Source organism: Burkholderia sp. Tr-862 (assembly GCF_011753085.1).
Lineage (GTDB): Bacteria > Pseudomonadota > Gammaproteobacteria > Burkholderiales > Burkholderiaceae > Burkholderia > Burkholderia ambifaria.
The window spans coordinates 119,605-144,607 of sequence record NZ_VWWG01000002.1; the positions used below are offsets into that span (position 1 = coordinate 119,605).

The following is a 25,003-nucleotide window of genomic DNA, read 5'->3' on the forward strand; positions in this document are numbered from 1 at the left end:
GCCATGGATCTGGCGCTCACCGACGAACAGGCGATGATCCGCGACGCGGCGGCCGACGTGCTCGCCGAACGCAGCGCGTCCGCCGACGTGCGCCGCGCCATCGAGCAGTCGGCCGGCCGCGACGATGCACTGTGGACCACGCTTGCGGGCGAGCTCGGCTGGAACGCGCTCGCATTGCCTGAAGCGGCCGGCGGAATGGGGCTCGGTGCGGTCGAACAGACGCTGCTGATGGAGCAGCTCGGCCGGCGCGTCGCATGCGTGCCGTATTTCTCGACTGCGTGCCTGGCGGCGACCGCGCTGGCCGGCTGCGACACGCCGCTGGCAACCGGCTGGCTCGCGAAGATCGCCGAAGGCGCGTGCAGCGCGACGCTGGCATTGCCGTTCGAGTTTCCGGCCGGCATCGGGCAACTGCCGGTCGTCGCGGAAGAAGCGGCGGGCGGCTATGCGCTGTCCGGCACGATCGAACAGGTGATCGACGGCGCGTGCGCCGACCCGCTGCTGATCCCCGCGCGGATCGCGAACGAAGGGCAGGCCATCGGGCTGTTCGCGATCGATGTCGCGACGGCGGCCGGCCTGAGCGTCACGCCGCACGACACGCTCGACGCGACGCGGCCGATCGCGCGCATCGTCCTCGACGACACCCGCGCGAGTCGCGACGCACTGTTCGCCTGCGGCGCCGTCGCCGCCCAAGTGCTCGAGCGCGCCGGATGGTTCGCGGCGCTCGCGCTGGCCGCCGAGCAGCTCGGCGGCGCCCAGCAATGCCTCGACCTGACGCTCGACTACACCGCCCAGCGCGTGCAGTTCGGCCGCGCGATCGCATCGTTCCAGGCGGTCAAGCATCGCTGCGCGCAGATGATGGTGCTGATCGAATCCGCGCGCTCGGCCGTGCTCGGCGCGGCGCACGCATGGGACGCGGAAGCCGGCAGCGGCGCGCCCAGCGCCGCGCTGCGCGCCGACATCGCGGCCGCGAAGGCCGCCGCGAACGACGCGGCCTCGTTCTGTGCACAGGAAGCGATCCAGCTGCACGGCGGCGTTGGCTTCACGTGGGAATACGACCCGCATCTCTATTTCAAGCGCGCGCAGGCGTCGGGCGCGCAGTTCGGCACGACGCCGCAACTGCTCGAATGGATCGCACGCCATGCGATCGACGGCGGCACGTCGCGGTGCGACGAGTCGCTCGTGTCGTCGCAGGCGTCGGTGACAAAGCGTGCGTCCGCCGCGCGCGCCGGAGTGCTCCAATGAACAGCGAAACGCACGAACAGCAATTGCGGCACGAAGTCGCCGACTGGGTGCAGTCGCACCTGGCCGGCGAGTTCGCATGCCTGAAAAACCGAGGCGGCCCCGGCGACGAGGAAGCGTTTCCCGAACTGCGCAAGGCGTGGGAGCGGGAACTGGCGCAGGGCGGCTGGACCGGCCTCGGCTGGCCGACCGACGCGGGCGGCCGCGGCTTCACGGTGGCCGAGCAGGTGATCTTCCACGAGGAATACGCGCGCGCCGGCGGCCCCGGCCGGATGGGCCATATCGGCGAAGGGCTGCTCGGGCCGACGCTCGTCGCGTGCGGCACCGATGACCAGCGCGCACGTTTCCTGCCGGGGATTCTCGCCGGCACGCAGTTCTGGTGCCAGGGCTACTCGGAACCGGGCGCCGGTTCCGATCTCGCGAACGTGCGCACGCGCGCCGAACCGGATGCGGACGGCACGTGGCGCGTGGTCGGCCAGAAGGTGTGGACGTCGCTCGCGCACGATTCCGACTGGATCTTCGTGCTCGCCCGCACCGATCCGGCATCGAAGGGCAACAAGGGGCTGTCGTTCCTGCTGATGCCGCTCGACCAGCCGGGTATCGAGATTCGGCCGATCCGGCAGCTCAACGGCGGCGCCGAATTCAACGAAGTGTTCTTCGACGGCGCGCGTGCGGCAGCACGCGACCTCGTCGGCGCGCCGGGCGACGGCTGGCGGATCGCGATGACGCTGCTCGGTTTCGAGCGGGGGATGTCGACGCTCGGTCAGCAGATGCAGTTCGTCCGCGAGCTCGAATGGGTGATCGACGCCGCGCGCGAATCGGGCGCCGATCGCGACCCGGTGCTGCGCCAGCGGATCGGCCGCGCGTGGGCCGGGCTGCGCGTGATGCGCTACAACGCGCTGCGGATGCTGTCGGGCGCGGACGACGCGAACGGCGGCGCCGCGCCGCTGCGCCGCGAGGCGCTGATCTACAAGTACTACTGGTCGAACTGGCACCGCGACCTCGGCCAGCTCGCGATGGATGTGCTTGGGGCCCGCGCGAACGTGATCGATCCGGCCGACGAAAAGCTCACCCATCTGCAGCGCCTATTCCTGTTCTCCCGTGCGGACACGATCTACGCCGGCACCAACGAAATCCAGCTGAACATCATGGCCGAGCGCGGGCTCGGCATGCCAAGGGAACCGCGAGCATGACCGAACTCCAGATCCAGAAAGCGCCGGCCTACGTGCCGGGTCACCAGTTGCTCGCCGGCAAATCGGTGCTGATCACGGCCGCCGCCGGCGCCGGCATCGGCTTCGCGGCCGCGCGCCGCTGCGCGGAGGAAGGCTGCCGCGCGCTGTTCATCTCCGATATCCACGAGAAGCGCCTCGAACAGGCCGTGCAAACGCTGCGCGCCGAAACCGGGCTGCAGCAGATCCACGGCCGCCTGTGCAACGTCGCGGTCGAGGACGACGTGCAGGCACTCGTCGCGGACGCCCAGGACAAGCTCGACGGCGTCGACGTACTGATCAACAACGCCGGGCTCGGCGGGGCGAAACGCATCGTCGAAATGGACGATGCCGAATGGTCGCGGGTGATCGACATTAGCCTGACCGGGACGTTCCGGATGACGCGCGCGATGCTGCCGCACATGCAGGCCCGCGGCCGCGGCGCGATCGTCAACAACGCATCGGTGCTCGGCTGGCGTGCGCAGGCGGAACAGGCGCACTACGCGGCGGCGAAGGCGGGCGTGATGGCGCTCACGCGCTGCGCGGCGCTCGAGGCGTCGCCGTATGGCGTGCGCATCAACGCGGTCGCGCCGAGCATCGCGATGCACGATTTTCTGAAGAAGTCGGCCCCGGCCGACTTGCTGAATCAACTGGCGTCGCGCGAAGCCTTCGGGCGCGCCGCCGAAGTCTGGGAGGTCGCGAACGTGATGGTGTTCCTTGCAAGCGATTACGCGTCGTACATGACGGGCGAAGTGCTGTCGGTCAGCAGCCAGCACGCATGATGGGCACGACCCTCGACCCCGTGCGCGCGACGCCCCGCGTGTTCGCGCATCCCGGCGAACTCGCGGCGGCCGTGGGCGACACGCTCGGCGCGAGCGCGTGGCTCGCGATCGACCAGCGCCGCATCGACGGCTTCGCCGATGCGACGGGCGATCACCAGTGGGTGCACGTCGACCCGGCGCGCGCGAAGGACGGCCCGTTCGGCGCGTGCATCGCGCACGGCTACCTGACGCTGTCGCTCGTCAACCATTTCCTGCCGCAGATCGTGCGGATCGACGGCGCGCGGCTTGGCGTCAACTACGGCTGCGACCGGATCCGCTTCCCGGCGCCGGTGAAAGTCGGCGCACGCGTGCGGGGCGTCGGCGAGCTGCTGCGCGTCGAGCCGCTCGACGGCGGCGTGCAGGCGTGGATCCGCGTGACCGTCGAGATCGAGGGCGAAGCCAAGCCCGGTTGTGTGGCCGACACGATCAGCCGTTACACCTTCTAGATTCAGAGAGCCAGACACATGGAAGACGCAGTCATCGTTTCCGTCGCACGCACGCCGATCGGCAAGGCGTTTCGCGGCATGTTCAACGACACCGAGGCGCCCGCACTGGGTGGCCACGTCGTGCGCACCGCGCTCGAACGCGCGGGCGTCGCGCCGGCCGACGTCGACGACGTGCTGATCGGTTGCGCCGCGCAGCAGGGCACGCAGGGCTACAACATCGGCCGCCTGTCGGCCGCGGCGGCCGGTCTGCCGGCGTCGGTGCCCGGCATGGCGATCGACCGGATGTGCTCGTCGGGCCTGATGTCGATCGCGAGCGCCGCGCGCAGCATTGGCGCGGGCGACGCACGGATCGTCGTCGCGGGCGGCGTCGAGTCGATCTCGCTCACGCAGAACAAGCACAAGAACGGCTACCGCGCGCGTTCGCAGGCCGTGGTCGACCACCAGCCGGCCGCGTACATGGCGATGATGGAAACCGCCGAGATCGTGTCGCGCCGCTACGGGATCTCGCGCGCGGCGCAGGACGAATTCGCGCTGCAGAGCCACCAGCGCACGGCCGACGCGCAGGCGGCCGGCCGCTTCGACGCGGAAATCGCGCCGCTCGACGTGCGGCGCGCGTTGTTCGACAAGGAAGGCAACCCGACCGGCCACGAGGACGTGCGCGCGGCGCGCGACGAAGGCGTGCGTGCCGATACGACGGCCGAGCGGCTCGCGGGGCTCAAGCCGTCGTGGAGCGGCGGCAAGGCCGTCGAGCAGGGCGAGTTCGTGACGGCCGGCAACGCGTCGCAGCTGTCGGACGGCGCGGCGGCCGTCGTCGTGATGTCGCGTGTCGAAGCGCAGCGCCGCGGGCTGGCGCCGCTCGGCACGTTCCGCGGCCTCGCGGTGGCCGGCTGCGAGCCGGACGAGATGGGCATCGGCCCGGTGTTCGCGATCCCGAAGCTGCTGGCGCGCTTCGGGATGACCGTGAGCGACGTCGGGTTGTGGGAGCTGAACGAGGCGTTCGCGTGCCAGGCGCTGTATTGCCGCGACACGCTGGGCATTCCCGACGAGCGGCTGAACGTCGACGGCGGCGCAATCGCGCTCGGCCATCCGTTCGGGATGTCGGGCACGCGGATGACGATGCACGCGCTGCTCGAAGGCGCGCGCCGCGGCGTGCGGCATGCGGTCGTGACGATGTGCATCGGCGGCGGGATGGGCGCCGCCGCGCTGTTCGAAGTCGGCGCATAGCGGCACGCGGATGGGCCGTGCGTCGAGCGCGGCCATCCGTTCAGGACCATGCGAGGCCGCGGCAACGACCGACGGCCCGCGGACTTGCAGGCGACGGTGGTGGGCGCTTCGATGCGAACCGCCGCCGCAGGCAGACACAGGAGACAAGCGATGAAACGAACTTTGCCAGGACTCGCGATGTCGGCGCTCGTGCTCGGCGCCGCGCTGTTCGCGTTTTCGCCGCGCCCGCTGCCGGCGTTCCCGCTCACCGCGATTCATGCCGATCGCCTGCAGATCAACGGGCTCGCCCGCGCCGGCACACGCATCGTCGCGGTCGGCGAGCGCGGCGTGATCCTGTCGAGCGACGATGCGGGCGGCCACTGGCGGCCGGCATCGGTCACGCCCGACCGCGGCTCGACGCTCACGCAGGTGAGCTTCGTCACGCCGACGCTCGGGATCGCGGTCGGCCACGACGGCCGGATCGTGCGCAGCGATGACGCCGGTGGGCACTGGCGCGAGGTCCGCCTGGACCCGACGCATTCCGATCCGCTGCTGTCCGTGTGGGGGAGCGCAAACGGCCCGCTGTTCGTGGCCGGCAGTTTCGGCCAGTTGCTGCGCTCGGACGATGCGGGGCTCACGTGGCAGCCGCTGAAGACGCCGGTGGGCGACCGCCACCTGAACGCGATCGTCGGCGACGGCCACGGCAGCCTGCTGATCGCGGGCGAGAGCGGCACGCTGCTGCGCTCGACCGACAACGGCGCGAGCTGGGACAAGCTGTCGTCGCCGTACCAAGGCTCACTGTTCGGCGCGCTGATGCTCGCGAACGGCGACTGGGTCGCGTACGGGATGCGCGGCAACGTGCTGCGCAGCACCGATCGCGGCGCGACCTGGACGCACGTCGACAGCCATGTGCCGGTGTCGTACTTCGGCGCGACCCAGCTTGCCGACGGCGAACTCGTGCTGGTCGGCCAGGGCGGCGCGATCGTTGCGTCGCGCGACGGCGGCCTGACCTTCGACGTGCGCAAGCTCGGCGGCGTGCAGAGCCTTGCGGCCGTGCTCGACATGGGCCGCGGCGCGCTGCTGCTCCGCGGCGCGGCCGGCCTCGCGCCGGCGACGCGCGCGCTGCCCGACCATTACGCGTTCGCCGACAATCCGTTCGTCGACGACGCAGTCGACGCCATCCTGATCACCGAGAAGGATGCAGTAAAATTGGGCGCTTCCTGGCGCGACGCTCGGCTGTGGGTCGTCCCCGTCGAAGCCGCGCTCGATCCTCGCCTCATTGCCCTCGTTGTGGAGAAACTCCGTGGACGCTCGCCTGCTTGAAATCCTTGTGTGCCCTATCTGCAAAGGCCCGCTCCACTATGACCGCGCCGCGCAGGAGCTGATCTGCAACGCGGACAAGCTCGCCTACCCGATCCGCGACGGCATCCCCGTGATGCTCGTCGACGAAGCACGCCAGACCGTCGAAGGCACGCCGGTCGACCCCGCCGGCCCGGCCGGCAGCTGAACGCCGCCCTGCTGCACCGGCACGCGGCCGCGGTTCGCCGCGGCCGCGTGCCGAACCCTGCCGGGCGGCCTGCTTTCGACGCGTCGCCCACCCCAGCCCTTCTCACCGCCCAGCCCCGATGACACCTCAGCAGCCCTTCATCGCCGTCATTCCTGCCCGGCTCGCGTCGACGCGCCTGCCGAACAAGCCGCTCGCCGATCTCGGCGGCAAGCCGATGGTCGTCCGCGTCGCCGAGCGCGCGCGCGAAGCGGGCGCGCAGCAGGTGCTCGTCGCGTCCGACGCGCAGAGCGTGCTCGACGCGGCACGCGATCACGGTTTCGAAGCGGTGCTGACGCGCGCCGACCATCCGTCCGGCACCGACCGGCTCGCGGAAGTCGCCGCGACGTTCGGATGGAGCGACGACACCGTCGTCGTCAACGTGCAGGGCGACGAACCGCTGATCGACCCGGTGCTCGTGCGCGACGTAGCGTCGCACCTCGCCGCACATCCGGACTGCGCGATCGCGACCGCCGCGCACCCGATCCACGACGCAGCCGACGTGTTCAACCCGAACATCGTGAAGGTCGCGCTCGACGCGCGCAACGTCGCGATGTACTTCTCGCGCGCACCGATTCCGTGGAGCCGCGACGCCTATCTGCCGCACTGGCCCGACGTCGCGGCCATGCCTGCACCGGCCTTTCCGGTCCATCGCCACATCGGTCTCTACGCATATCGCGCGCGCTTCCTGCGCACCTATCCGTCGCTCGCGCAGGCGCCGGTCGAGCAGGCGGAGCAGCTCGAACAGCTGCGCGCGATGTGGCACGGCGAGCGCATTGCAGTGCTGATTACCGAGCACGCGCCCGAAGCCGGCATCGACACGCCGGCCGATCTCGCACGCGTGCAGGCCCTTTTTCGTCCGGGTTCAAAATAACCCGTGGCATAATCAGGCGATTGTGCGAGCCGTCCGCGACCCGCGCGTTCTCGCTTGACCCGCCACGGCCCGTCCCGGCAGCCGCGCGTCGCCTTTCGCCGACGCGCCGCGTCAGACCGGTCCGCCGCGCGCCAGGCAAGCCCCGCGCACGCTGTCGCCGACACTTTCGCGTCTCGCCATACGAATCTACATTCTGGAGATATCACCATGCGTTTGATCCTGTTGGGCGCGCCCGGCGCGGGAAAGGGCACCCAGGCAAACTTCATCAAGGAAAAGTTCGGCATCCCGCAAATCTCGACGGGCGACATGCTGCGTGCGGCCGTCAAGGCCGGCTCGCCGCTCGGCGTCGAGGCGAAGGGCTACATGGACGCCGGCAAGCTCGTGCCGGACGCGCTGATCATCGGCCTCGTGAAGGAGCGCCTGAAGGACGCCGACTGCGCGAACGGCTACCTGTTCGACGGCTTCCCGCGCACGATCGCGCAGGCTGACGCGATGAAGGACGCCGGCGTCGCGATCGACTACGTGCTCGAAATCGACGTCCCGTTCTCGGAAATCGTCGAGCGCATGAGCGGCCGCCGCACGCACCCGGCATCGGGCCGCACGTACCACGTGAAGTTCAACCCGCCGAAGGTCGAGGGCAAGGACGACGTGACGGGCGAACCGCTGATCCAGCGCGACGACGACAAGGAAGAAACCGTCAAGAAGCGTCTCGAAGTGTACGAAGCGCAGACCAAGCCGCTGATCACGTACTACGGCGACTGGGCGCAGCGCGGCGAGGAAAACGGCCTGAAGGCCCCGCAGTATCGCAAGATCTCGGGCCTCGGCACCGTCGACGAAATCCGCGAGCGTGCGTTTGACGCATTGAAGTAAGCACCGCGTCGTGCACCCGCAAGCCGCCCTTCCCGGGCGGTTTTTTTTCGTCTGCTTGATCTGCTTCGGCTGACCTGGATTCGCACGAGCGTGCCGGTCGCTCCGGCGCCCGGCGGCGCCCCGTACAATCGATCGGACGCAGGTGCCGACCGGCATCGGAACCAACCAAGGAGACAGTGATGGAGATTCGCGGCAACGTCTTTCTGATCACGGGCGGCGCATCGGGCCTCGGCGCCGGAACGGCCCGCATGCTCGCGCAGGCCGGCGGCAAGGTCGTGCTCGCCGACCTGAACGAGGCGGCCGGCACGGCGCTCGCGAACGAACTGGGCGGCACATTCGTGCGCTGCGACGTGTCGAGCGAGGCCGATGCGCAGGCGGCCGTCGACGCCGCGACGCACACGGGCACGCTGCGCGGCCTCGTGAACTGCGCGGGCATCGCGCCCGCCGCGAAAACCGTCGGCAAGGACGGCCCGCATCCGCTCGACGTGTTCGCGAAGACGATCAACGTGAACCTGATCGGCACCTTCAACATGATCCGGCTCGCGGCCGCCGCGATGGCCGCGACCACGCCGAACGACGGCGGCGAGCGCGGCGTGATCGTCAGCACCGCCTCGGTCGCCGCCTACGACGGCCAGATGGGCCAGGCCGCGTACGCGGCGTCGAAGGCCGGCGTCTCGGGCATGACGCTACCGATCGCGCGCGACCTGGCGCGCCAGGGCATCCGCGTGATGACGATCGCGCCGGGGCTGTTCGAGACGCCGATGCTGCTCGGCATGCCGAAGGACGTGCAGGACGCGCTCGGCGCGATGGTCCCGTTCCCGCCGCGGCTCGGCAAACCGGACGAATACGCGATGCTGGTGCGCCAGATCGTCGAGAACCCGATGCTCAACGGCGAAGTGATCCGCCTCGACGGCGCGATCCGGATGCAGCCGAAGTAAGTGCAAACGACTGCAAACAAAAAACGCCCGCAATGCGGGCGTTTTTCGTTCGAGAGGCGCCCGGCGCCGCGCTAGCGGCTCAGTCCTCGTCGTCGCGCTGCATCCGCTGCCGCAATTCCGTCACCTGCGATTCGACAACGGTTGCGTCGTCCGCATCGGGCCGCTCGCCGAGATACTGCTCGAGATCCTCGAGCGCGGGGCGCAGGTAGTCGAGCCGCGCATACGCGAAGCCGCGGTCGCGCACCTCGTCGAGGTGCTCCGGGAGCAGGATCACGAGCCGCTGCTGCACCGCGAGCAGCCGCTGCCAGCGTTCCGTCTGCAGATAGATCGTCTTCAGGTTGCGCAGCATCCGCGCGATGATCTCGCGGCTCGTGGCCGGCTGCAGCAACGCGCGCAACGCGCTGTCGACCGCGCCCGCCGCACGCGCGACGTACGGCTCGAGCATCTCGACCATCTCGGCTTCGGACAGCGAATGGCCATTGGTCGGATCGATGATCAGGTCGCCGTCCGGCAGCGTCACGCGCAGCAGGAAATGACCGGGGAACGAGACGCCGCGCGCCGGCACGCCGATCTGCTCGGCGAGCTCGAGGTACAGCACCGACAGCGAGATCGGAATCCCGCGCCGCCGCTTCAGCACCGCGTTCAGGTGGCTGTTATCGGGGTCGTAGTAATCGTTGTGATTGCACGCGAAGCCGAGTTCGCGAAAGAAGAATTCGTTGAGCGCGGCGACGCGGTCCTTCAGGTTCGCATCGTCGGCGAGCCGGCGGCGCAGCCGCGCGGCCAGCATGTCGAGTTCGGCCAGCGTGCCCTGCAGGTCGAGGTCGGGATAGGCGTCCTGTGCAAGCGACAGCGCGGTCTCCGTGACGGGCAGGCTGTCGTCGTCCGCCACGAGTGTGCTGAAGTAGTCGAGGACGCGGGTCATTGCGGTCGTCACTTGGCGCGCCTTCTGAAGTAAGCGTATTTGAAGCCCATCACCCACAACATACCGAAATATAGTGCAGCGAACAGCACGAGGCACGCGGCCATCAGCGCAATGCGATCGAGCGGCTGCGCGCGCATGCCGGTCCAGTCGAAGCTGATCGCGCACCAATGCATCAGGCCCGCGAGCACGAGCGTCGCGCCAATGAGCTGCACGAAGAAGCGCGGCCAGCCCGGCGACGGCTGGTAGATGCCGCGCTTGCGCAGCCCGAGGAACAGCAGCAGCGAGTTCAGGCACGCGCCGACGCCGATGCTCAGCGTGAGGCCCGCATGACCGATCAGCGGCACGAACACGTAGTTCGAGAGCTGCGTGACGATCAGCACGCCGATCGCGATCTTCACCGGCGTCTTGATGTCCTGCTTCGCATAGAAGCCCGGCGCCAGGATCTTGATCAGGATGATGCCGACGAGGCCGATCCCGTAGGTCGCGAGCGCGCGGGCGACCATCGTGACGGTATGCGCGTCGAACTTGCCGTAGTTGAACAGCGTCGCGGTGAGCGGCGTCGCGAAGAAGAACAGCGCGAGCGCGCTCGGCGCCGCGAGCAGGAACGTGACGCGCAGCCCCCAGTCGAGCAGCGACGAATACTCGTGCGTATCGGCGTCGACGTGCGCCTTCGACAGGCTCGGCAGCAGGATCGTGCCGAGCGCGACGCCGAGCAGCGCCGTCGGGAACTCCATCAGGCGGTCGGCGTAGTTGATCCATGACACCGCGCCCTGCCCGAGCCGCGACGCGATGTTGGTGTTGATGATCAGCGACAGCTGCGCGACCGACACGGCGAACGTCGCGGGCACCATCTTCGCGAGCACGCGCTTCACGCCCGGGTGGCGCAGCGCGCGCAGCGGGTTGACGCCGATCAGCGGCACCATGTCGATCTTCTTCAGCCCCGGCAGTTGCACGAGGAACTGCAGCACGCCGCCCACGATGACGGCCCACGCGAGCGCGTAGACCGGCACCTTCAGATGGGGCGCGACGAACACGGCCGCGGCGATGAACGCGACGTTGAGCAGCACCGGCGCGAACGCGGGCAGCGAGAAGCTCTTGTAGGTGTTGAGCACGCCGGACGCGAGCGTCGTCAGCGAGATGAACACGATGTACGGGAACATGATCCGCGTCATCGTGACCGCGAGCGGGAATGCCTGCCCGTCGGTATGCAGGCCGGAGGCGACCGCGAACACGACCCATGACGCGCCGGCGATCCCGAGGACCGACAGCACGGCAAGCGCCCACGCGAGGACGGTCGACATCGCGTCGACGAGCGCCTTGGTCGCATCGTGCCCCTGCTGGTTCTTGAACTCGGCCAGGATCGGCACGAACGCCTGCGAGAACGCGCCTTCGGCAGACAGGCGGCGCAGCAGGTTCGGAATACGGAAGGCGACGTAGAACGCGTCGGTGTATTGACTGGCGCCGAACGCACGGGCGATCAGCGTCTCGCGGGCCAGTCCGGTCACGCGCGACAGCAGCGTGAAGCCGCTGACCGTCAGCAGGGCTCGGAATAGATTCATGGGGCGCTTATTATACGGACGTTGCGTGTCCCGGCACGGACGGATGCCGAAAAGGACATGCGTCGCCGGCGCCCCCGCCCGGCGGGCGTTACGTTGAACTTGCCACGCGCTTGATTTTGTTGCTATAATTGCCGGTTTCTGAGCCTGTTACATGCACGGCACCTGTCGTTTTCATGTCTCGGCCTCGGTTAAAATCACCGTTTTTTATGCGCCCCTGGGCAATCGTTCTCAGGGGACGGATCGAAAAGCAGCGCTTGGCCGTCAGGCTCCAAGCTCTGGAAACAGGACAGGATAAGGAACCGTCATGGCTAACTCCGCACAAGCACGCAAGCGCGCCCGCCAAGCCGCGAAGGCAAATTCGCACAACTCGGCGCTGCGCTCGAAATTCCGTACCGCGATCAAGTCGGTTCGCAAGGCTGTTGAAGCCGGCGACCAGGCAAAGGCTGCCGAGCTGTTCAAGGCTGCCGTGAAGACGATCGACACGATCGCCGACAAGAAGATCGTTCACAAGAACAAGGCCGCTCGCAGCAAGAGCCGCCTCGCCGCAGCCGTCAAGGGTCTGCAGGCAGCAGCGTAAATCTGGCGCGCCCGCTTCGGCGGGCGTTCCTGTTTCCTGCGATCGCAAAAAAGCCCGCCTAGGCGGGCTTTTTTGCGTGTCGTCCGCGCATCGCGCCGGACGACCACCTGACGCGGGCGCGGCATGCGCCCTCGTCCGTCGACTTCACTTCTTCTCGTTGTAGTCCGGCAGTTCGCACGCCTCGGTGACGACGAGGTTGTTGTCCTTCGCGAAATTCAGCACGAAATCGAACGCCATCGGCTCAATGTCGCGCAGCCGGGAATCGAGGATCACGCATTTCAGGTCGCCGAGCATCGTCGGGCGCACGTACAGCGAATATTTCAGGCGCGCATTCGGCCCGCTCGCACCGGGCCCGAAGCAGGCCATCACGCCGGCCAGACGCTCCGACCAGTCGCTCGGGCGAAACTTTTTCCCGTCTTTCGTGATGCCCTGGATGAAGAATTCGGTCGGAGGGGTTTCAGCCATGTGGTTACCCAAGTGACGGCCCGGCGATGTCCAGGCGACGGCGCCTGGATACGCGAACACAAAGCTGGAGTGGACGACACACGCACTTCGATATCCCGAAAACAGGACGTCGATGCGTGCCGCCGGCGCGCCGCACCGGATGTGTGCAGCGCATGGCTTGTGTCCGGCAGAGCGCGAAAAGCCTTGCCTGCCGGGCTGGAGAAAACTTTTGGATTATACCGCAGCGCGCCATCGCGCGTCGTCTCGCCGCCCCTGTTCCGGCGTTCTCCAGCATCGGCCATGACGCCGCCCCGGTTTGCGCCGCGGCTCGTCAAAGCACAGAAAATCCTTTATGCTGCTTTGAAGTTATCCACACCCGACGGCGGCGGCGTCCGGCTCCGCAGCCGGCTCCAACCCGCCGTATTTCGTTTCATGACCGCCAAAACCATTCGTCACTACCTGCAGTTCAAGGATTTCTCGCTGGAAGACTACGAGTACGTGCTCGAACGCACGGGTATCCTGAAGCGCAAGTTCAAGAACTACGAGACCTATCACCCGCTGCACGACCGCACGCTCGCGATGATCTTCGAGAAGAGCTCGACGCGCACGCGGCTGTCGTTCGAAGCCGGCATCTTCCAGCTGGGCGGCCACGCGGTGTTCATGAGCACGCGCGACACGCAGCTCGGCCGCGGCGAGCCCGTCGAGGATTCCGCGCAGGTCATCTCGCGAATGGTCGACATCATCATGATCCGCACGTTCGAGCAGGACGTGATCACGCGCTTCGCGCAGAACTCCCGCGTGCCGGTGATCAACGGCCTGACCAACGATTACCACCCGTGTCAGGTGCTCGCCGACATCTTCACGTACTACGAGCACCGCGGCCCGATCGCCGGCAAGACGGTCGCGTGGGTCGGTGATGCGAACAACATGCTGTACACGTGGATCGAAGCCGCGCAGATCCTCGGCTTCAAGCTGCGCCTGTCGACGCCGCCGGGCTATGCGCTCGACATGAAGCTCGTGTCGCCGGACAGCGCGCCGTTCTACGAAGTGTTCGAGGATCCGAACGAAGCGTGCAAGGGTGCCGATCTCGTGACGACCGACGTGTGGACGAGCATGGGCTTCGAAGCCGAGAACGAAGCGCGCAAGCAGGCGTTTGCCGACTGGTGCGTCGACGAGGAAATGATGGGCCACGCGAACGCGGACGCGCTCTTCATGCACTGCCTGCCCGCGCACCGCGGCGAGGAAGTGACGGCCGGCGTGATCGACGGCCCGCAGAGCGTCGTGTGGGACGAGGCGGAAAACCGCCTGCACGTGCAGAAGGCGCTGATGGAGTTCCTGCTGCTCGGCCGCCTCAAGCACTGAACGCAACACTCGCGCCCCGCCAAAATCCGGTGGCATGCGAAAAAAAGCGCCGATCGATGATCGGCGCTTTTTTATTTGCGCGGGCGAAAGCGCGTGAAAGGTGCGGGTCGAACGCCCGCGTTACAGGCACACCGGCTCGGGTTCCAGCTCGACGCCGAACTGCTTGCGCACGTCGTCCTGGATCGCGCGCGCAAGTGCGAGCACGTCGGCGCCCGTCGCACCGCCGCGATTGACCAGCACGAGCGCCTGACGGTCGTGCACGGCCGCCGCGCCGAGCGTGCGCCCTTTCCAGCCGCAGCGGTCGATCAGCCAGCCGGCCGCGAGTTTCACCTGCCCGCCCGGCTGCGGATACGACACGACGTCCGGCACACGCGCGCGCAGCGCATCGAACCGCGCTGCGTCGATCACCGGATTCTTGAAGAAACTGCCCGCGTTGCCGAGCTCGAGCGGATCGGGCAGCTTTGCGCGGCGGATCGCGACGACCGCGTCGAATACGTCGCGCGGCGTCGCCGCGCCGGGCGCGATGCCGCGCGCGTCGAGCTCGCGGGTGACATCCGCGTAGCCGAGCCGCGGCGTCCAGTGCTTGGGCAGCCGGAACGTCACCGCGACGATCGCGAAGCGGCCGCGCCCTTCCCGCTTGAAGAAGCTGTCGCGATAGCCGAACGCGCAGCGCGCGGCATCGAAGCGCTCGCTGCGCCCCGTCGCGAGTTCGATGGCGACCAGCGAGTCGAAATACGTCTTCATCTCGAGGCCGTACGCGCCGATGTTCTGGATCGGCGCGGCGCCGACGGTGCCCGGAATCAGCGCCAGGTTCTCGAGGCCCGGCATGCCGTGCTCGAGCGTCCACGCGACGAATGCGTGCCAGGTCTCGCCGCCGCCGGCCTCGACGTACCACGCGTCGTCGTCCTCGCGCACGACGCGGCGCCCGCCGATCTCGTCGAGCAGCACGACGCCGTCGAAATCGCGCGTGAACACGACGTTGCTGCCGCCGCCGAGCACGAGTTGCGGCAGGTGCGCGACGCGCGGATCGCGATGCAGCGCCGCGAACTGCGCCGCCTGCGTGACGCGGGCGGCAAAGCGCGCGGTCGCGTCGATGCCGAACGTATTGTGCGCGGCAAGCGGATGGTCGGGGAGCAGCGACAGGGCGGAATCGTCAGGTGGCATCGGCATTCGCGGTCACGTCCGCCGGGGCGGCATCAGGCCGGCCTTGGGCAAACGGAGGGGCATCGGTAAAATGGCAAACAGTCCGCAATTATAGCGAGTGCCCGCGCGCAAGCCGGGCGCTTGCATCTCAAGGGAGAATGCCATGCCATCGTTCGACGTCGTTTCCGAAGCAAACATGATCGAAGTGAAGAACGCCATCGAGCAGTCGAACAAGGAAATTTCGACCCGCTTCGACTTCAAGGGCTCCGACGCGCGTGTCGAGCAGAAGGAGCGCGAGCTGACGCTGTTCGCCGACGACGATTTCAAGCTCGGTCAGGTCAAGGACGTGCTGATCAACAAGCTCGCGAAGCGCAACGTCGACGTGCGCTTCCTCGACTACGGCAAGGTCGAGAAGATCGGCGGCGACAAGGTCAAGCAGATCGTCACCGTGAAGAAAGGCGTGACGGGCGACCTCGCGAAGAAGATCGTCAGGCTCGTGAAAGACAGCAAGATCAAGGTGCAGGCGAGCATCCAGGGCGACGCGGTGCGCGTGGCCGGCACGAAGCGCGACGACCTGCAGAGCGTGATCGCGATGCTGCGCAAGGACGTGACCGACACCCCGCTCGACTTCAACAACTTCCGCGACTGATCGACGCCGTCGACCGGTCACTCCGCGCCGCCGGGCCCCGCATGCGGGATGCCCCGGCGGGCGGTCGACAGCAGCAACCCCTTCCTCAGAGCTTCCCGCCGTCCTGCGCGCCGCCGTCGGCCGCGGCCTTCTTCTTGTCGCCGATCCGGCTTTCCTGCCCCGCCAGCAGCTTCGAGATGTTGCCGCGGTGACGCCACACGAGCAGCACGCTCATCGCGAGCACGGCCCACGCGACCGGGTTGTGGCCGGTGCCGAACAGGAACACGTCGAACAGCGGTGCGAACACCGCCGCCACCAGCGCCGCGAGCGACGAATAGCGGAAGAAGAACGCGACGATCAGCCAGGTCAGCGCGGTCGCGAGCCCGAGCACGGGGTGCACCGCGAGCAGCACGCCGGCCGCGGTCGCGACGCCCTTGCCGCCCTGGAAGCGGAAGAACACCGGATACAGGTGGCCAAGGAACACGGCGATCGCGACCCATGCAACGGCGACGTCGGGCAGCCCGAAGTGCCGCGCGAGCCAGACGGCGAGCCAGCCCTTGAACGCGTCGCCGACGAGCGTCAGGATCGCGGCCTTCTTGTTGCCGCTGCGCAGCACGTTGGTCGCGCCGGGATTCTTCGACCCGTACGAACGGGGATCGGCCAGGCCCATCGCGGCGCTGACGACGACGGCGAACGACACCGAACCGATCAGGTAGGCAACAAGTGCGGCGAGCAGGATCTGCATGCGGAGAACTCTTCTTTCAACGTATCGGTGAAGGGGCGGCCGGGCGCGGCAGGCCGGCCGGTTGCGGCAGGTGCCGTCGCGGCGAACCGCCGGCAGGCCGTGGCGGCCGGCCGTGCGGGCCGACCGGCCGAAACGGCGCCCATTCTACCGAACGCGCACGGCCTGCCACGAAGGTGAAACCCTCAGTCGACGCTCGCGCACTGCACGGGCGTCGCGCCGAGCAGCGTCGTGAGCACCGCCGGCGCGAGGCTGACGAGATAGCCGCGGCGGCCGCCGTTCAGGTAGATCGTCGGCAATTCGAGGATGGTCGACTCGACGTACACGGGCATCGGCTTGCGCGTGCCGAACGGCGACGTGCCGCCCACCAGATAGCCGGAATGGCGGTTCGCGACATCGGGCTTGCACGGCTCGACGCGCTTCGCGCCGATCTGCCGCGCGAGGTTCTTGGTCGACACCGTGCGGTCGCCGTGCATCAGCACGATCAGCGGCTTCGCATGCTCGTCCTCCATCACGAGCGTCTTCACGACGCTGTGTTCGTCGACGCCGAGCTGGCGCGCCGACTCGCCGGTGCCGCCGTGCTCGACGTAATCGTACGGATGCTCGCCGAATGCGACGCCATGGCGGCGCAGCAGCTGGGTCGCGGGTGTCTCGGACACGTGTCTGGATTTGCTCATGGCGGCATTTTAATGGCGAACGACCAGCGGGCGCGCGCCATCGCCCCTGCGCGTGCTCGCGGCGGGTTGCGGCGCGCCAACGGTATACTCGCGGCCCTTTTGTCCCGGACGGGCGCGCCGGTCGCCGCAGCGCGCCGGTCCGTCATCATTGCGGACTTCGCGAAGTGCCATTGCCCGAATGGCCGATTGTGGCGCGCCCGCCGTCATGGCACGATCGTTCGCAAAACTCGCCGCGCCACCGCCCGGCCCTTCTTCTGGAGACGCCATGTCCTCGCCTGCCCGCTCATCCGCGCCGCTCGACGTCGCGGCACTGCTCGCCGCGTTGCCCGGCCGCATCGCCGACGTGCCCGCCCGCTGGGCCGCGCACGCGCCCGCGCATCCGGCGCTGATCGAGGACGCGCGCCGCCTGTCGTACGGCGAGCTGTCGCAAGCCGTCGATGCTGCCGCCGAGCGGCTCGCGCGCCTGGGCGTGCGCGGCGGCGATCGCGTGATGATCGTCGCGGAAAACAGCGTCGCGCAGATTGTGCTGCTGTTCGCGGTCGCGCGCGTCGACGCATGGGCGCTCGTGTCGAACGCGCGGCTGTCGGCCAGCGAACTCGATGCGATCGCCGCGCACGCGCGCCCGAAGCTGATCGCGTTCGCAACGGAAGCGTCGCCCGACGCGCGCGCACACGCGGCGCGCCATGACGCGACGCCCGCCGATACGCTGCCGGTCGACATCGGCGCGTGGTCATACCGCGTCGACCCGAGCGCGCCCGACGAACCGGTGGCAGCCGACGGCGCCGCCCAATGCGCGGCGCTGATCTACACGACCGGCACGACGGGCACGCCGAAAGGCGTGATGCTGTCGCATCGCAACCTGCTGTTCATCGCCGCGATGTCGAGCACGCTGCGCCGCGTGTCGCCCGACGATGTCGTCTATACGGTGCTGCCCGTGTCGCACGTGTACGGGCTCGCGTCGGTCTGCCTCGGCAGCCTGTACGCGGGCGCGACGCTGCGGCTCGCGCCGCGCTTCTCGCCGGAGGCCGTGCGCGTCGCGCTCGCCGACGAAGGCGTGACGATCTTCCAGGGCGTGCCCGCGATGCACGCGAAGCTGCTCGAGCACCTGCACACGCACGCGCACACGTGGCACGCGCCGCGGCTGCGCTTCGCGTATTCGGGCGGCTCGCCGCTCGACGCCGACCTGAAGGCGCGCGTCGAGCGCGTGTACGGCGTGCCGCTGCACAACGGCTACGGGATGACCGAGAGCAGCCCGACGATCACGCAGACGCCGCTCGACGCACCGCGTACCGACTGCTCGGTCGGCGTGCCGATCCCGGGCGTGGAAATGCGGATCGTCGCACCGGACGGCACCGACGTGCCGCAGGGCGAAGTGGGCGAAATCCGCGTGCGCGGGCCGAACGTGATGCTCGGCTACTACCGCAACGCGGATGCGACGCGCGCGGCCGTGTCGCCCGACGGCTGGCTCGGCACCGGCGATCTCGCGCGCCAGGAAGCGGACGGCTCGGTGACGATCGCGGGCCGCAGCAAGGAGTTGATCATCCGCTCGGGCTTCAACGTGTATCCGGTCGAGGTCGAACAGGTGCTGAACGCGCACCCGGACGTCGTGCAGGCGGCCGTCGTGGGTCGCGCGGTCGAGGGCAACGAGGAAGTGCTCGCGTTCGTCGAGCTGGTGCCCGGCGCGAGCGCGACCGAGGCCGCGCTGCAGGCGTGGTGCGCGCAACGGCTCGCGCCTTACAAGCGCCCTGCGCGGATTCGCGTGCTCGATGCGCTGCCGGCCGCTTCGACGGGCAAGGTGTTGAAGCACAAGCTGCGCGAACTCGCGTGACGCGCCGCGCCGGTCGCCTGCCGCGCACGGGCCGGCGCACGTGCCGCGCTAGCCGCGCGGATGGTGCTGCGCGTGCAGCGTCTTGAGCCGCTCGCGCGCGACGTGCGTGTAGATCTGCGTGGTCGAGATATCGCTGTGACCGAGCAGCAGCTGCACGACGCGCAGGTCGGCGCCGTGGTTCAGCAGGTGCGTCGCGAACGCGTGCCGCAGCGTATGCGGCGACAGGTGCGCGCGCACGTCGGCCTGCTGCGCGTGGCGCTTGATGATGTTCCAGAACTGCTGGCGCGTCATCCCGTCGCCGCGCGCGGTCACGAACAGCGCGTCGGCCGCGCGTGCGCCGAGCAGCGACGGCCGCGCGTCGCGCAGGTAGCGCTCGATCCAGCCGTGCGCGACTTCGCCGAATGGCACGAGCCGTTCCTTCGAGCCCTTGCCCATCACGCGCACGACGCCCTCGTTGAGCCCGACCTCGACGGTCTTCAGCGTGACGAGTTCGCTCACGCGCAGCCCACTCGCATACATCAGCTCAAGCATCGTGCGATCGCGCAGACCGAGCGGCGTGCCGACGTCGGGTGCCCCGAGCAGCGCCTCGACCTGCGCCTCGGACAGCGTCGACGGAAACCGCGCGGCCTGCTTCGCCGACGTGATCCGCAGCGTCGGGTCCGCGCTCGCGTGATGCTCGCGCACGGCCCAGCCGTAATAGCGACGGAACACCGACAAGCGCCGGTTCGACGACGTCGCCTTGCCGTCGCTGCGCGCGGCGATGTAGCCGGTCAACATCGCTTCGTCGGCCGAGTCGAGCGGCGCGTCGTGCGTCGCGGCCAGCCATTGCGAAAACAGCACCAGATCGCGCCGGTACGCATCGAGCGTATTGCGCGCGAGCCCGTGCTCGAGCCACAGCGCATCGCAGAACACGTCGATCGACGCGCGGCTCGCGAGCAGCGCGGGCGATGTGGCGGCTACGTCGCTTTCGGTGTCGGTGTCGGACGCGGAGTCGGGGGAAAGCAGCGGTTCACTCATTAGTACGGCACGCCCTCATGCGCCAGCAGCCAGCGCTTTACTTTCTGGTAATAGCCATTGTCGTCGTGATTCGCGAAGCCGCCGAGGCCACCTGCCGCGACGACGCGATGGCACGGAATCACGAGCGGGAAATAGTTCGCGCCGCACGCTTGGCCGACCGCGCGCGGCGCGCTGCCGATCCGCTTCGCGACCTGTCCGTAGGTCAGCACGGTGCCCGGCGCAATGTCGCTGATCACGTTCCATACGCGATGCTGGAATGCGCTGCCGACGTCCGCGAGCGGCAGGTCGAAGCGCGCCGATGCACGCTCGAAATAGCGTTCGATCTGCTCGACCGCGCGCCGCGCGAGCGCCGAATCCGGCTCGACCGACTTGACCGACTCGGGCAAATAGACGATCTCGCGCACCACCGCCGCGTCGGTGCGGATGCCGACCTTGCCGAACGGTGCGTCGATGACTGCGTTGAACATGAGCTTCTCCTCCCCGATGAAACGCGCGCCGCCGCCGCGCGCCGACGATACTTTACGCCGCGTTCATGCGGCACGCAGCGCCCATTCGACATGCTCGCGCACGATCGGCGACGGATCGTCGGCCCGGGCGCGCAACGCGGCGACGATCGCGTCGCGCGCATCGGGCGCGAGCCGGTCGGCCGGCGCGCGCAATGCATTGCCGAGCCCGACCGCGAGATTGCGCAGCCAGCTTTCATAGCCGATACGCCGGATCGCACTGCCCTGCATCCGCGTATCGAACGTGTCGGCATCCCAGCCGAACAGCTCGACGAGCGTCGCGCGGTCGAGCCCGTGCCGCACGTCGAAATCGGCGACGGGCGCGGCCTGCGCGAACTTGTTCCACGGGCACACGAGTTGGCAGTCGTCGCAGCCGTACACGCGGTTGCCGATCATCGGCCTCAGTGGCTCCGGGATGCTGCCTTTCAGTTCGATCGTCAGGTACGAGATGCAGCGGCGCGCGTCCACGCGATACGGCTCGACGATCGCGCCGGTCGGGCATGCATCGATGCAGCGCGTGCAGCTGCCGCAGTGCGCGCCGGGCGTCTCGGGCGCGACGTCGGGCGCCGTTTGCGCGTCGGTCGGCAGCGGAACGTCGACGTAGATTTCGCCGAGGAAGAACAGCGAACCCGCGTCGCGCTGCAGCAACAGCGTGTGCTTGCCGCGCCAGCCGACACCGGCCTTCTGAGCGAGCTCGACCTCGAGCACCGGCGCCGAATCGGTGAACACGCGGTAGCCGAATGCGCCGATCTCGTGCTCGATGCGCTCCGCGAGCGTCTGCAGCCGGTTGCGCAGCACCTTGTGATAGTCGCGGCCGCGTGCGTAGATCGACACGACCGCCGCCTGCGGATCGTCCAGGCGCGCACGCTCACGGGCGCGCCAGTCGTGCGGCACGAGTGCGCCGGAGGATGCATCGGGCGCGTCGGCCGCGAGCGTTTGGGCCGGCAGATAGGCGAGCCGCGCGGAGATCACACGTCGCGTACCGGCCACAAGTTCGGCCGGCCGCGCGCGTTTCGTCCCGTGTTTCGCCATATAATCCATTTCGCCGTGGTACCCGGCTTCCAGCCAGGCGGCGAGGCCTGCTTCGGCATCCGAGAGATCGGTATCGCTGATGCCGATCGCCCCGAAACCCAATTCGCGCCCCCACGCCTTGATGCGAGTGGCGAGCGCAGTCAACGTCGCATCATCGAGCGCGCACGGCGCCGCGCCTTCGGTACGAGTCGAAGGCCTGTCGGATGCGGCGAGTTCCGGTAATCGGTTCATCGCACTATTTTACGAGAATGCCAGCCACGTCCCATACGCCTCATGCCGACACGCTGCCCGCCCCGCTCGCGGAGCGCGTGATCGCACTCGCCGACGAAGCGGCGACCGAGGCCTTCGGCACCCGCTTCGCGCACGCGCTCGACGCGGCGCGCGGCGAACTCGCCCGCGCGCACGCGTTCGACGGGCTGCAGATCCAGCTGATCGGCGACCTCGGCGCGGGCAAGACGACCCTCGTGCGCGCGATCCTGCGCGGCCTCGGCCACCCGGGACGCGTGCGCAGCCCGACCTATACGCTCGTCGAGCCGTATGCATTCGCACGCGACGATGGGGAACTTGAGGTCTATCACTTCGATCTGTATCGATTCAACGATCCGGCCGAATGGTCCGACGCGGGCTTTCGCGAATATTTCAATTCCAGCGCGATCTGCCTCGTCGAATGGCCGCAACAGGCGGGCACCCTGCTCGGCGTGCCCGATCTGGTTTTCTCGCTCGACGTGGATGGCGACGGTCGCGCCCTCACCGTCCGGGCGTTCAGCGCTTCAGGAAAGGCATGTCTCGAAAGATGTTGATCAAACCGTTCCGCTCGATCGAATCGGCGGCCACCGCGACGCACAACTGGCGGCGCCGCCAGATCCTGCGTGCGGGCGCATCGACGCTGGTGCTCGGTCTCGCCGCGCCGCGGCTCGCGCACGCGTCGTCGGTGCTCGGCGTGCGCGTGTGGCCCGCGCGCGATTACACGCGCGTCACGATCGAATCCGACCAGCCGCTGCAGAATAGCCAACAGCTGTTGCAGGGCCCCGATCGGCTCGTCGTCGACCTGAGCGGGCTCGATCTCGATCAGGCCCTGCGCGACCTCGTGTCGAAGATCGCGCCGAACGATCCGCAGATCCAGTCGGTGCGCGTCGGCCAGTACCAGCCGCACGTCGTGCGGATGGTGTTCGACCTGAAAGGCTCGGTGAAGCCGCAGGTGTTCACGCTGCCGCCGGTCGGCACCTACAAGTACCGGCTCGTGTTCGACCTGTATCCGGCCGTCGCGCCCGATCCGCTGTCCGACCTGATCGCGCAGACGGAACGCAAGGAACAGGCGCTCAACGACACCGCGCGTGCGCAGCAGATGCAGCCGCCGACCTCGCTCGCGGGCCCGGCCGCGCCGTCGGCGCCCGCCGCGGGCGACAACACCGACGCATTCTTCCAGCGCTTCGCGCAGAACACGCCGGCCACGCCGCGCACGCCGCCGGCCGCCGCGACGCCTTCCACGCCTGCGAAGCCGGCCGTCAAGCCGCCGCCCGTCATCGCGCGCCGCGACGACAGCGACGACGACGGCGACACCTACAAGTTCACCGCACCGAAATCCGGCAAGGGCGGCACCATGCGCCTGCTGACGGTCGCGATCGATCCGGGCCACGGCGGCGAGGATCCGGGCGCGATCGGCGGCGGCGGCACGTACGAGAAGCACATCGCGCTCGACATCGCGAAGAAGCTGCGCGCGAAGATCGACGGCGCACCGAACATGCGCGCGATGATGACGCGCGACGCCGACTTCTTCGTGCCGCTGAACGTGCGCGTGCAGAAGGCGCGCCGCGTCGGCGCCGACCTGTTCGTGTCGATCCACGCGGATGCGTTCACGACGCCGTCCGCGCGCGGCTCGTCGGTGTTCGCGCTGTCCGACCACGGCGCGACGAGCGCCGCGGCACGCTGGATGGCGAACAAGGAGAATTCGTCGGACCTGATCGGCGGCATCAACATCAAGACGCAGGACGCGGCCGTGAGCCGCGCGCTGTTCGACATGTCGACGACCGCGCAGATCCGCGATTCGCTGCGCTACGGCGGCTACGTGCTGAAGGAAGTCGGCGGCATCAACAAGCTGCACAAGGGCTCGGTCGAGCAGGCCGGATTCGCGGTGCTGAAGGCGCCCGACATTCCGTCGATCCTCGTCGAGACCGCGTTCATCAGCAACCCGGAAGAGGAGAGCCGGCTGAACGACGACAGCTATCGCGACCAGATGGCCGACGCGATCTTCCGCGGCATCAAGCGTTACTTCGCCGCGAACCCCCCGCTCGCGAAGAACCGGATGGCCTGACGCACGGCCGCCTGCTCTTCCCCGCCGCCGGCACGCGCTGCGTGCCGGCCCGTCACGACGCCGCGAAGCGGCGCACCAGCTTCCCGCCGAATACGTTCACCGCGAGCCCGCCCATCACGAGCGCGGCGCCCGCCAGCTGCGCGCGCGTCAGGTGTTCGTCGAGCAGCAGCGCCGACGACGCGAGCCCGACGATCGGCACCAGCAGCGAGAACTGCGCGACCTGCGCGGCCGGATAGCGCGACATCAGGCGGCTCCACAAGCCGTAGCCGACCAGCGTCGCGACGAACGCGAGATAGACGACCGCGAAGATCGACGCGCCGTCCAGCCCGGCGAGCGCGGCCCCGATCCGCTGCGGCCCCTCGAACCACAGCGACAGCAGGAAGAACGGCACGGGCGGCACGAGGCTCGCCCACACGACCAGTGACACGAGGTTCGCACGGCCGACCTTCTTCGTGACGATATTGCCGACCGCCCACATCGCGGCAGAGCAGAGGGTCAGCAGGAAGCCGGCGAGCGTCATCGCGCGGCCGCCCTGCGCCGCGATCACGACGAGCCCGGCCGCGGCGATCGCGAGCCCGATCAGGTTCTGCATGCGCAGCCGCTCGCCGAGGAACAGCATCGCGAACACGAGCGTGAAGAACGCCTGCGACTGCAGCACGAGCGACGCGAGACCGGCCGGCATGCCGACGTACATGCCGGTGAACAGGAACACGAACTGGCCGAGCTGGATCGTCGCGCCGTACAGGATCAGCATGCGCCACGGAATCTGCGGCCGGCGGACGAAGAACACCGCGGGCACGGCCGCGAGCGTGAAGCGCAGCGCGCCGAGCAGCATCGGCGGCATGCCGTGCAGCCCGACCTTGATCACGACGAAGTTCACGCCCCACGCCAGGATCACGACCAGCGCGAGCAGCAAGTCCTTCGGGGCCATCATCGGCGTCTCCTCGTTTCGAATGATTGTTCCGAAGCGGCTCAGTCTACCGGGTTTCGCCACCCGGCCCGATACCCGCGCGGCGCGCATGGAATCGGCCGCGGGCGCAGCCGCGCAGCGACGGACAAGCCGCATCGCGCGTGCCCGCTGCCGCCGCTACCGCCGGCCGGCGCATCGCCACGCCC

At 68.7% G+C, this 25,003-nt stretch carries 26 protein-coding genes; 16 read left to right on the forward strand and 10 right to left on the reverse strand.

The window, feature by feature from the left end:
• Positions 1–3 precede the first annotated feature (3 nt).
• The 10 genes from F3J14_RS01385 (at position 4) to F3J14_RS01430 (ending at position 9,142) form a co-directional block, all read left to right on the forward strand.
• Positions 4–1,242 carry an acyl-CoA dehydrogenase family protein gene (locus tag F3J14_RS01385; protein ID WP_166721449.1) on the forward strand — a complete coding sequence of 413 codons (1,239 nt, stop codon included), beginning with the start codon at positions 4–6 and terminating at the stop codon, positions 1,240–1,242.
• A complete protein-coding gene (locus tag F3J14_RS01390) occupies positions 1,239–2,432 on the forward strand; it encodes an acyl-CoA dehydrogenase family protein (RefSeq protein WP_166721450.1) in 1,194 nt (397 codons plus the stop codon). The genes F3J14_RS01385 and F3J14_RS01390 overlap by 4 nt, the downstream gene beginning before the upstream one ends.
• A complete protein-coding gene (locus F3J14_RS01395; protein WP_166721451.1) occupies positions 2,429–3,229 on the forward strand; it encodes an SDR family oxidoreductase in 801 nt (266 codons plus the stop codon). The genes F3J14_RS01390 and F3J14_RS01395 overlap by 4 nt, the downstream gene beginning before the upstream one ends.
• Positions 3,229–3,714, forward strand: coding sequence for a MaoC family dehydratase (locus F3J14_RS01400; RefSeq protein ID WP_166721471.1), 486 nt, complete (start codon positions 3,229–3,231; stop codon positions 3,712–3,714). Before F3J14_RS01395 ends, F3J14_RS01400 begins: the two co-directional genes overlap by 1 nt.
• Positions 3,715–3,732: 18 nt before the next feature.
• Positions 3,733–4,938 (forward strand): acetyl-CoA C-acyltransferase, encoded by a 1,206-nt coding sequence (locus tag F3J14_RS01405; RefSeq protein ID WP_166721452.1) that lies wholly within the window; start codon positions 3,733–3,735, stop codon positions 4,936–4,938.
• A 150-nt stretch (positions 4,939–5,088) separates the two neighbouring features.
• The gene (locus F3J14_RS35505; protein WP_166721453.1) at positions 5,089–6,240 is read left to right on the forward strand and encodes a tetraacyldisaccharide 4'-kinase; all 1,152 of its coding nucleotides are present in this window, start codon (positions 5,089–5,091) and stop codon (positions 6,238–6,240) included.
• The gene (locus tag F3J14_RS01415; RefSeq protein ID WP_006750935.1) at positions 6,221–6,424 is read left to right on the forward strand and encodes a Trm112 family protein; all 204 of its coding nucleotides are present in this window, start codon (positions 6,221–6,223) and stop codon (positions 6,422–6,424) included. The genes F3J14_RS35505 and F3J14_RS01415 overlap by 20 nt, the downstream gene beginning before the upstream one ends.
• Before the next feature lie 118 nt (positions 6,425–6,542).
• Entirely contained in the window at positions 6,543–7,334 is a 792-nt protein-coding gene (gene kdsB, locus F3J14_RS01420) for a 3-deoxy-manno-octulosonate cytidylyltransferase (RefSeq protein ID WP_166721454.1), read from the forward strand.
• Between the two features lie 207 nt (positions 7,335–7,541).
• On the forward strand, positions 7,542–8,204 hold the full coding sequence (gene adk, locus F3J14_RS01425; protein ID WP_006750937.1) for an adenylate kinase: 663 nt from the start codon (positions 7,542–7,544) through the stop codon (positions 8,202–8,204).
• A gap of 179 nt (positions 8,205–8,383) precedes the next feature.
• Complete coding sequence (locus F3J14_RS01430; protein WP_166721455.1) at positions 8,384–9,142, forward strand: SDR family NAD(P)-dependent oxidoreductase; 759 nt, start codon at positions 8,384–8,386, stop codon at positions 9,140–9,142.
• 79 nt (positions 9,143–9,221) lie between these two features.
• Here the strand turns inward: F3J14_RS01430 and F3J14_RS01435 are convergent, their stop codons facing one another.
• Positions 9,222–10,064: a SirB1 family protein gene (locus tag F3J14_RS01435; RefSeq protein WP_006750939.1), complete on the reverse strand. Its 843-nt coding sequence runs from the start codon at positions 10,062–10,064 to the stop codon at positions 9,222–9,224.
• Between the two features lie 8 nt (positions 10,065–10,072).
• On the reverse strand, positions 10,073–11,623 hold the full coding sequence (gene murJ, locus F3J14_RS01440; protein ID WP_166721456.1) for a murein biosynthesis integral membrane protein MurJ: 1,551 nt from the start codon (positions 11,621–11,623) through the stop codon (positions 10,073–10,075).
• Between the two features lie 304 nt (positions 11,624–11,927).
• Here murJ and rpsT point away from each other — a divergent pair, with 304 nt between their 5' ends.
• Complete coding sequence (gene rpsT, locus F3J14_RS01445; RefSeq protein ID WP_006482211.1) at positions 11,928–12,200, forward strand: 30S ribosomal protein S20; 273 nt, start codon at positions 11,928–11,930, stop codon at positions 12,198–12,200.
• A 144-nt stretch (positions 12,201–12,344) separates the two neighbouring features.
• Here the strand turns inward: rpsT and F3J14_RS01450 are convergent, their stop codons facing one another.
• Positions 12,345–12,665, reverse strand: a complete 321-nt coding sequence (locus tag F3J14_RS01450; RefSeq protein WP_006762342.1) for a DUF3579 domain-containing protein — start codon at positions 12,663–12,665, stop codon at positions 12,345–12,347.
• Positions 12,666–13,076: 411 nt separating this feature from the next.
• On the opposite strand from F3J14_RS01450, the gene argF reads away from it, so the two are divergent.
• Positions 13,077–14,006, forward strand: coding sequence for an ornithine carbamoyltransferase (argF, locus tag F3J14_RS01455; RefSeq protein WP_166721457.1), 930 nt, complete (start codon positions 13,077–13,079; stop codon positions 14,004–14,006).
• A 120-nt stretch (positions 14,007–14,126) separates the two neighbouring features.
• Here argF and murB read toward each other — a convergent pair whose 3' ends face one another.
• Positions 14,127–15,176, reverse strand: a complete 1,050-nt coding sequence (gene murB, locus F3J14_RS01460; RefSeq protein ID WP_166721458.1) for a UDP-N-acetylmuramate dehydrogenase — start codon at positions 15,174–15,176, stop codon at positions 14,127–14,129.
• Positions 15,177–15,312: 136 nt separating this feature from the next.
• Here murB and F3J14_RS01465 point away from each other — a divergent pair, with 136 nt between their 5' ends.
• Positions 15,313–15,798, forward strand: a complete 486-nt coding sequence (locus F3J14_RS01465; protein ID WP_006762345.1) for a YajQ family cyclic di-GMP-binding protein — start codon at positions 15,313–15,315, stop codon at positions 15,796–15,798.
• A gap of 85 nt (positions 15,799–15,883) precedes the next feature.
• On the opposite strand, the gene plsY is transcribed toward F3J14_RS01465, so the two are convergent.
• Positions 15,884–16,522 carry a glycerol-3-phosphate 1-O-acyltransferase PlsY gene (gene plsY / locus F3J14_RS01470; RefSeq protein ID WP_006750945.1) on the reverse strand — a complete coding sequence of 213 codons (639 nt, stop codon included), beginning with the start codon at positions 16,520–16,522 and terminating at the stop codon, positions 15,884–15,886.
• 182 nt (positions 16,523–16,704) lie between these two features.
• The gene (ybaK, locus tag F3J14_RS01475; protein WP_012364550.1) at positions 16,705–17,196 is read right to left on the reverse strand and encodes a Cys-tRNA(Pro) deacylase; all 492 of its coding nucleotides are present in this window, start codon (positions 17,194–17,196) and stop codon (positions 16,705–16,707) included.
• A 265-nt stretch (positions 17,197–17,461) separates the two neighbouring features.
• Here ybaK and F3J14_RS01480 point away from each other — a divergent pair, with 265 nt between their 5' ends.
• Positions 17,462–19,024: an AMP-binding protein gene (locus tag F3J14_RS01480; RefSeq protein WP_166721459.1), complete on the forward strand. Its 1,563-nt coding sequence runs from the start codon at positions 17,462–17,464 to the stop codon at positions 19,022–19,024.
• Between the two features lie 48 nt (positions 19,025–19,072).
• Here F3J14_RS01480 and xerD read toward each other — a convergent pair whose 3' ends face one another.
• The 3 genes from xerD to queG form a co-directional block, all read right to left on the reverse strand.
• On the reverse strand, positions 19,073–20,041 hold the full coding sequence (xerD, locus tag F3J14_RS01485) for a site-specific tyrosine recombinase XerD (RefSeq protein ID WP_166721460.1): 969 nt from the start codon (positions 20,039–20,041) through the stop codon (positions 19,073–19,075).
• On the reverse strand, positions 20,041–20,508 hold the full coding sequence (locus F3J14_RS01490; RefSeq protein ID WP_166721461.1) for a methylated-DNA--[protein]-cysteine S-methyltransferase: 468 nt from the start codon (positions 20,506–20,508) through the stop codon (positions 20,041–20,043). Before F3J14_RS01490 ends, xerD begins: the two co-directional genes overlap by 1 nt.
• A gap of 63 nt (positions 20,509–20,571) precedes the next feature.
• On the reverse strand, positions 20,572–21,807 hold the full coding sequence (gene queG / locus F3J14_RS01495; RefSeq protein ID WP_166721462.1) for a tRNA epoxyqueuosine(34) reductase QueG: 1,236 nt from the start codon (positions 21,805–21,807) through the stop codon (positions 20,572–20,574).
• A 17-nt stretch (positions 21,808–21,824) separates the two neighbouring features.
• Here queG and tsaE point away from each other — a divergent pair, with 17 nt between their 5' ends.
• Together tsaE and F3J14_RS01505 are read left to right on the forward strand one after the other, a co-directional pair.
• Entirely contained in the window at positions 21,825–22,376 is a 552-nt protein-coding gene (tsaE, locus tag F3J14_RS01500) for a tRNA (adenosine(37)-N6)-threonylcarbamoyltransferase complex ATPase subunit type 1 TsaE (protein WP_041491256.1), read from the forward strand.
• Positions 22,358–23,887: an N-acetylmuramoyl-L-alanine amidase gene (locus tag F3J14_RS01505; protein WP_006750952.1), complete on the forward strand. Its 1,530-nt coding sequence runs from the start codon at positions 22,358–22,360 to the stop codon at positions 23,885–23,887. The genes tsaE and F3J14_RS01505 overlap by 19 nt, the downstream gene beginning before the upstream one ends.
• Before the next feature lie 52 nt (positions 23,888–23,939).
• Here F3J14_RS01505 and F3J14_RS01510 read toward each other — a convergent pair whose 3' ends face one another.
• Positions 23,940–24,818, reverse strand: coding sequence for an EamA family transporter (locus F3J14_RS01510; RefSeq protein WP_211080317.1), 879 nt, complete (start codon positions 24,816–24,818; stop codon positions 23,940–23,942).
• Between the last annotated feature and the right edge of the window lie 185 nt (positions 24,819–25,003).

Coding starts and splice junctions, on each gene's coding strand:
- F3J14_RS01400 (WP_166721471.1), top strand. CDS start 3,229: ATGGGCACGACCCTCGACCCCGTGCGCGCGACGCCCCGCGTGTTCGCG.
- murB (WP_166721458.1), bottom strand. CDS start 15,176: ATGCCGATGCCACCTGACGATTCCGCCCTGTCGCTGCTCCCCGACCAT.
- F3J14_RS01510 (WP_211080317.1), bottom strand. CDS start 24,818: ATGGCCCCGAAGGACTTGCTGCTCGCGCTGGTCGTGATCCTGGCGTGG.
- F3J14_RS01465 (WP_006762345.1), top strand. CDS start 15,313: ATGCCATCGTTCGACGTCGTTTCCGAAGCAAACATGATCGAAGTGAAG.
- F3J14_RS01435 (WP_006750939.1), bottom strand. CDS start 10,064: ATGACCCGCGTCCTCGACTACTTCAGCACACTCGTGGCGGACGACGAC.
- F3J14_RS01395 (WP_166721451.1), top strand. CDS start 2,429: ATGACCGAACTCCAGATCCAGAAAGCGCCGGCCTACGTGCCGGGTCAC.
- ybaK (WP_012364550.1), bottom strand. CDS start 17,196: ATGAGCAAATCCAGACACGTGTCCGAGACACCCGCGACCCAGCTGCTG.
- murJ (WP_166721456.1), bottom strand. CDS start 11,623: ATGAATCTATTCCGAGCCCTGCTGACGGTCAGCGGCTTCACGCTGCTG.
- F3J14_RS01390 (WP_166721450.1), top strand. CDS start 1,239: ATGAACAGCGAAACGCACGAACAGCAATTGCGGCACGAAGTCGCCGAC.
- F3J14_RS35505 (WP_166721453.1), top strand. CDS start 5,089: ATGAAACGAACTTTGCCAGGACTCGCGATGTCGGCGCTCGTGCTCGGC.
- argF (WP_166721457.1), top strand. CDS start 13,077: ATGACCGCCAAAACCATTCGTCACTACCTGCAGTTCAAGGATTTCTCG.
- rpsT (WP_006482211.1), top strand. CDS start 11,928: ATGGCTAACTCCGCACAAGCACGCAAGCGCGCCCGCCAAGCCGCGAAG.
- F3J14_RS01450 (WP_006762342.1), bottom strand. CDS start 12,665: ATGGCTGAAACCCCTCCGACCGAATTCTTCATCCAGGGCATCACGAAA.
- xerD (WP_166721460.1), bottom strand. CDS start 20,041: ATGAGTGAACCGCTGCTTTCCCCCGACTCCGCGTCCGACACCGACACC.
- F3J14_RS01505 (WP_006750952.1), top strand. CDS start 22,358: ATGTCTCGAAAGATGTTGATCAAACCGTTCCGCTCGATCGAATCGGCG.
- F3J14_RS01490 (WP_166721461.1), bottom strand. CDS start 20,508: ATGTTCAACGCAGTCATCGACGCACCGTTCGGCAAGGTCGGCATCCGC.
- F3J14_RS01480 (WP_166721459.1), top strand. CDS start 17,462: ATGTCCTCGCCTGCCCGCTCATCCGCGCCGCTCGACGTCGCGGCACTG.
- adk (WP_006750937.1), top strand. CDS start 7,542: ATGCGTTTGATCCTGTTGGGCGCGCCCGGCGCGGGAAAGGGCACCCAG.
- tsaE (WP_041491256.1), top strand. CDS start 21,825: ATGCCAGCCACGTCCCATACGCCTCATGCCGACACGCTGCCCGCCCCG.
- plsY (WP_006750945.1), bottom strand. CDS start 16,522: ATGCAGATCCTGCTCGCCGCACTTGTTGCCTACCTGATCGGTTCGGTG.
- queG (WP_166721462.1), bottom strand. CDS start 21,807: ATGAACCGATTACCGGAACTCGCCGCATCCGACAGGCCTTCGACTCGT.
- kdsB (WP_166721454.1), top strand. CDS start 6,543: ATGACACCTCAGCAGCCCTTCATCGCCGTCATTCCTGCCCGGCTCGCG.
- F3J14_RS01430 (WP_166721455.1), top strand. CDS start 8,384: ATGGAGATTCGCGGCAACGTCTTTCTGATCACGGGCGGCGCATCGGGC.
- F3J14_RS01405 (WP_166721452.1), top strand. CDS start 3,733: ATGGAAGACGCAGTCATCGTTTCCGTCGCACGCACGCCGATCGGCAAG.
- F3J14_RS01385 (WP_166721449.1), top strand. CDS start 4: ATGGATCTGGCGCTCACCGACGAACAGGCGATGATCCGCGACGCGGCG.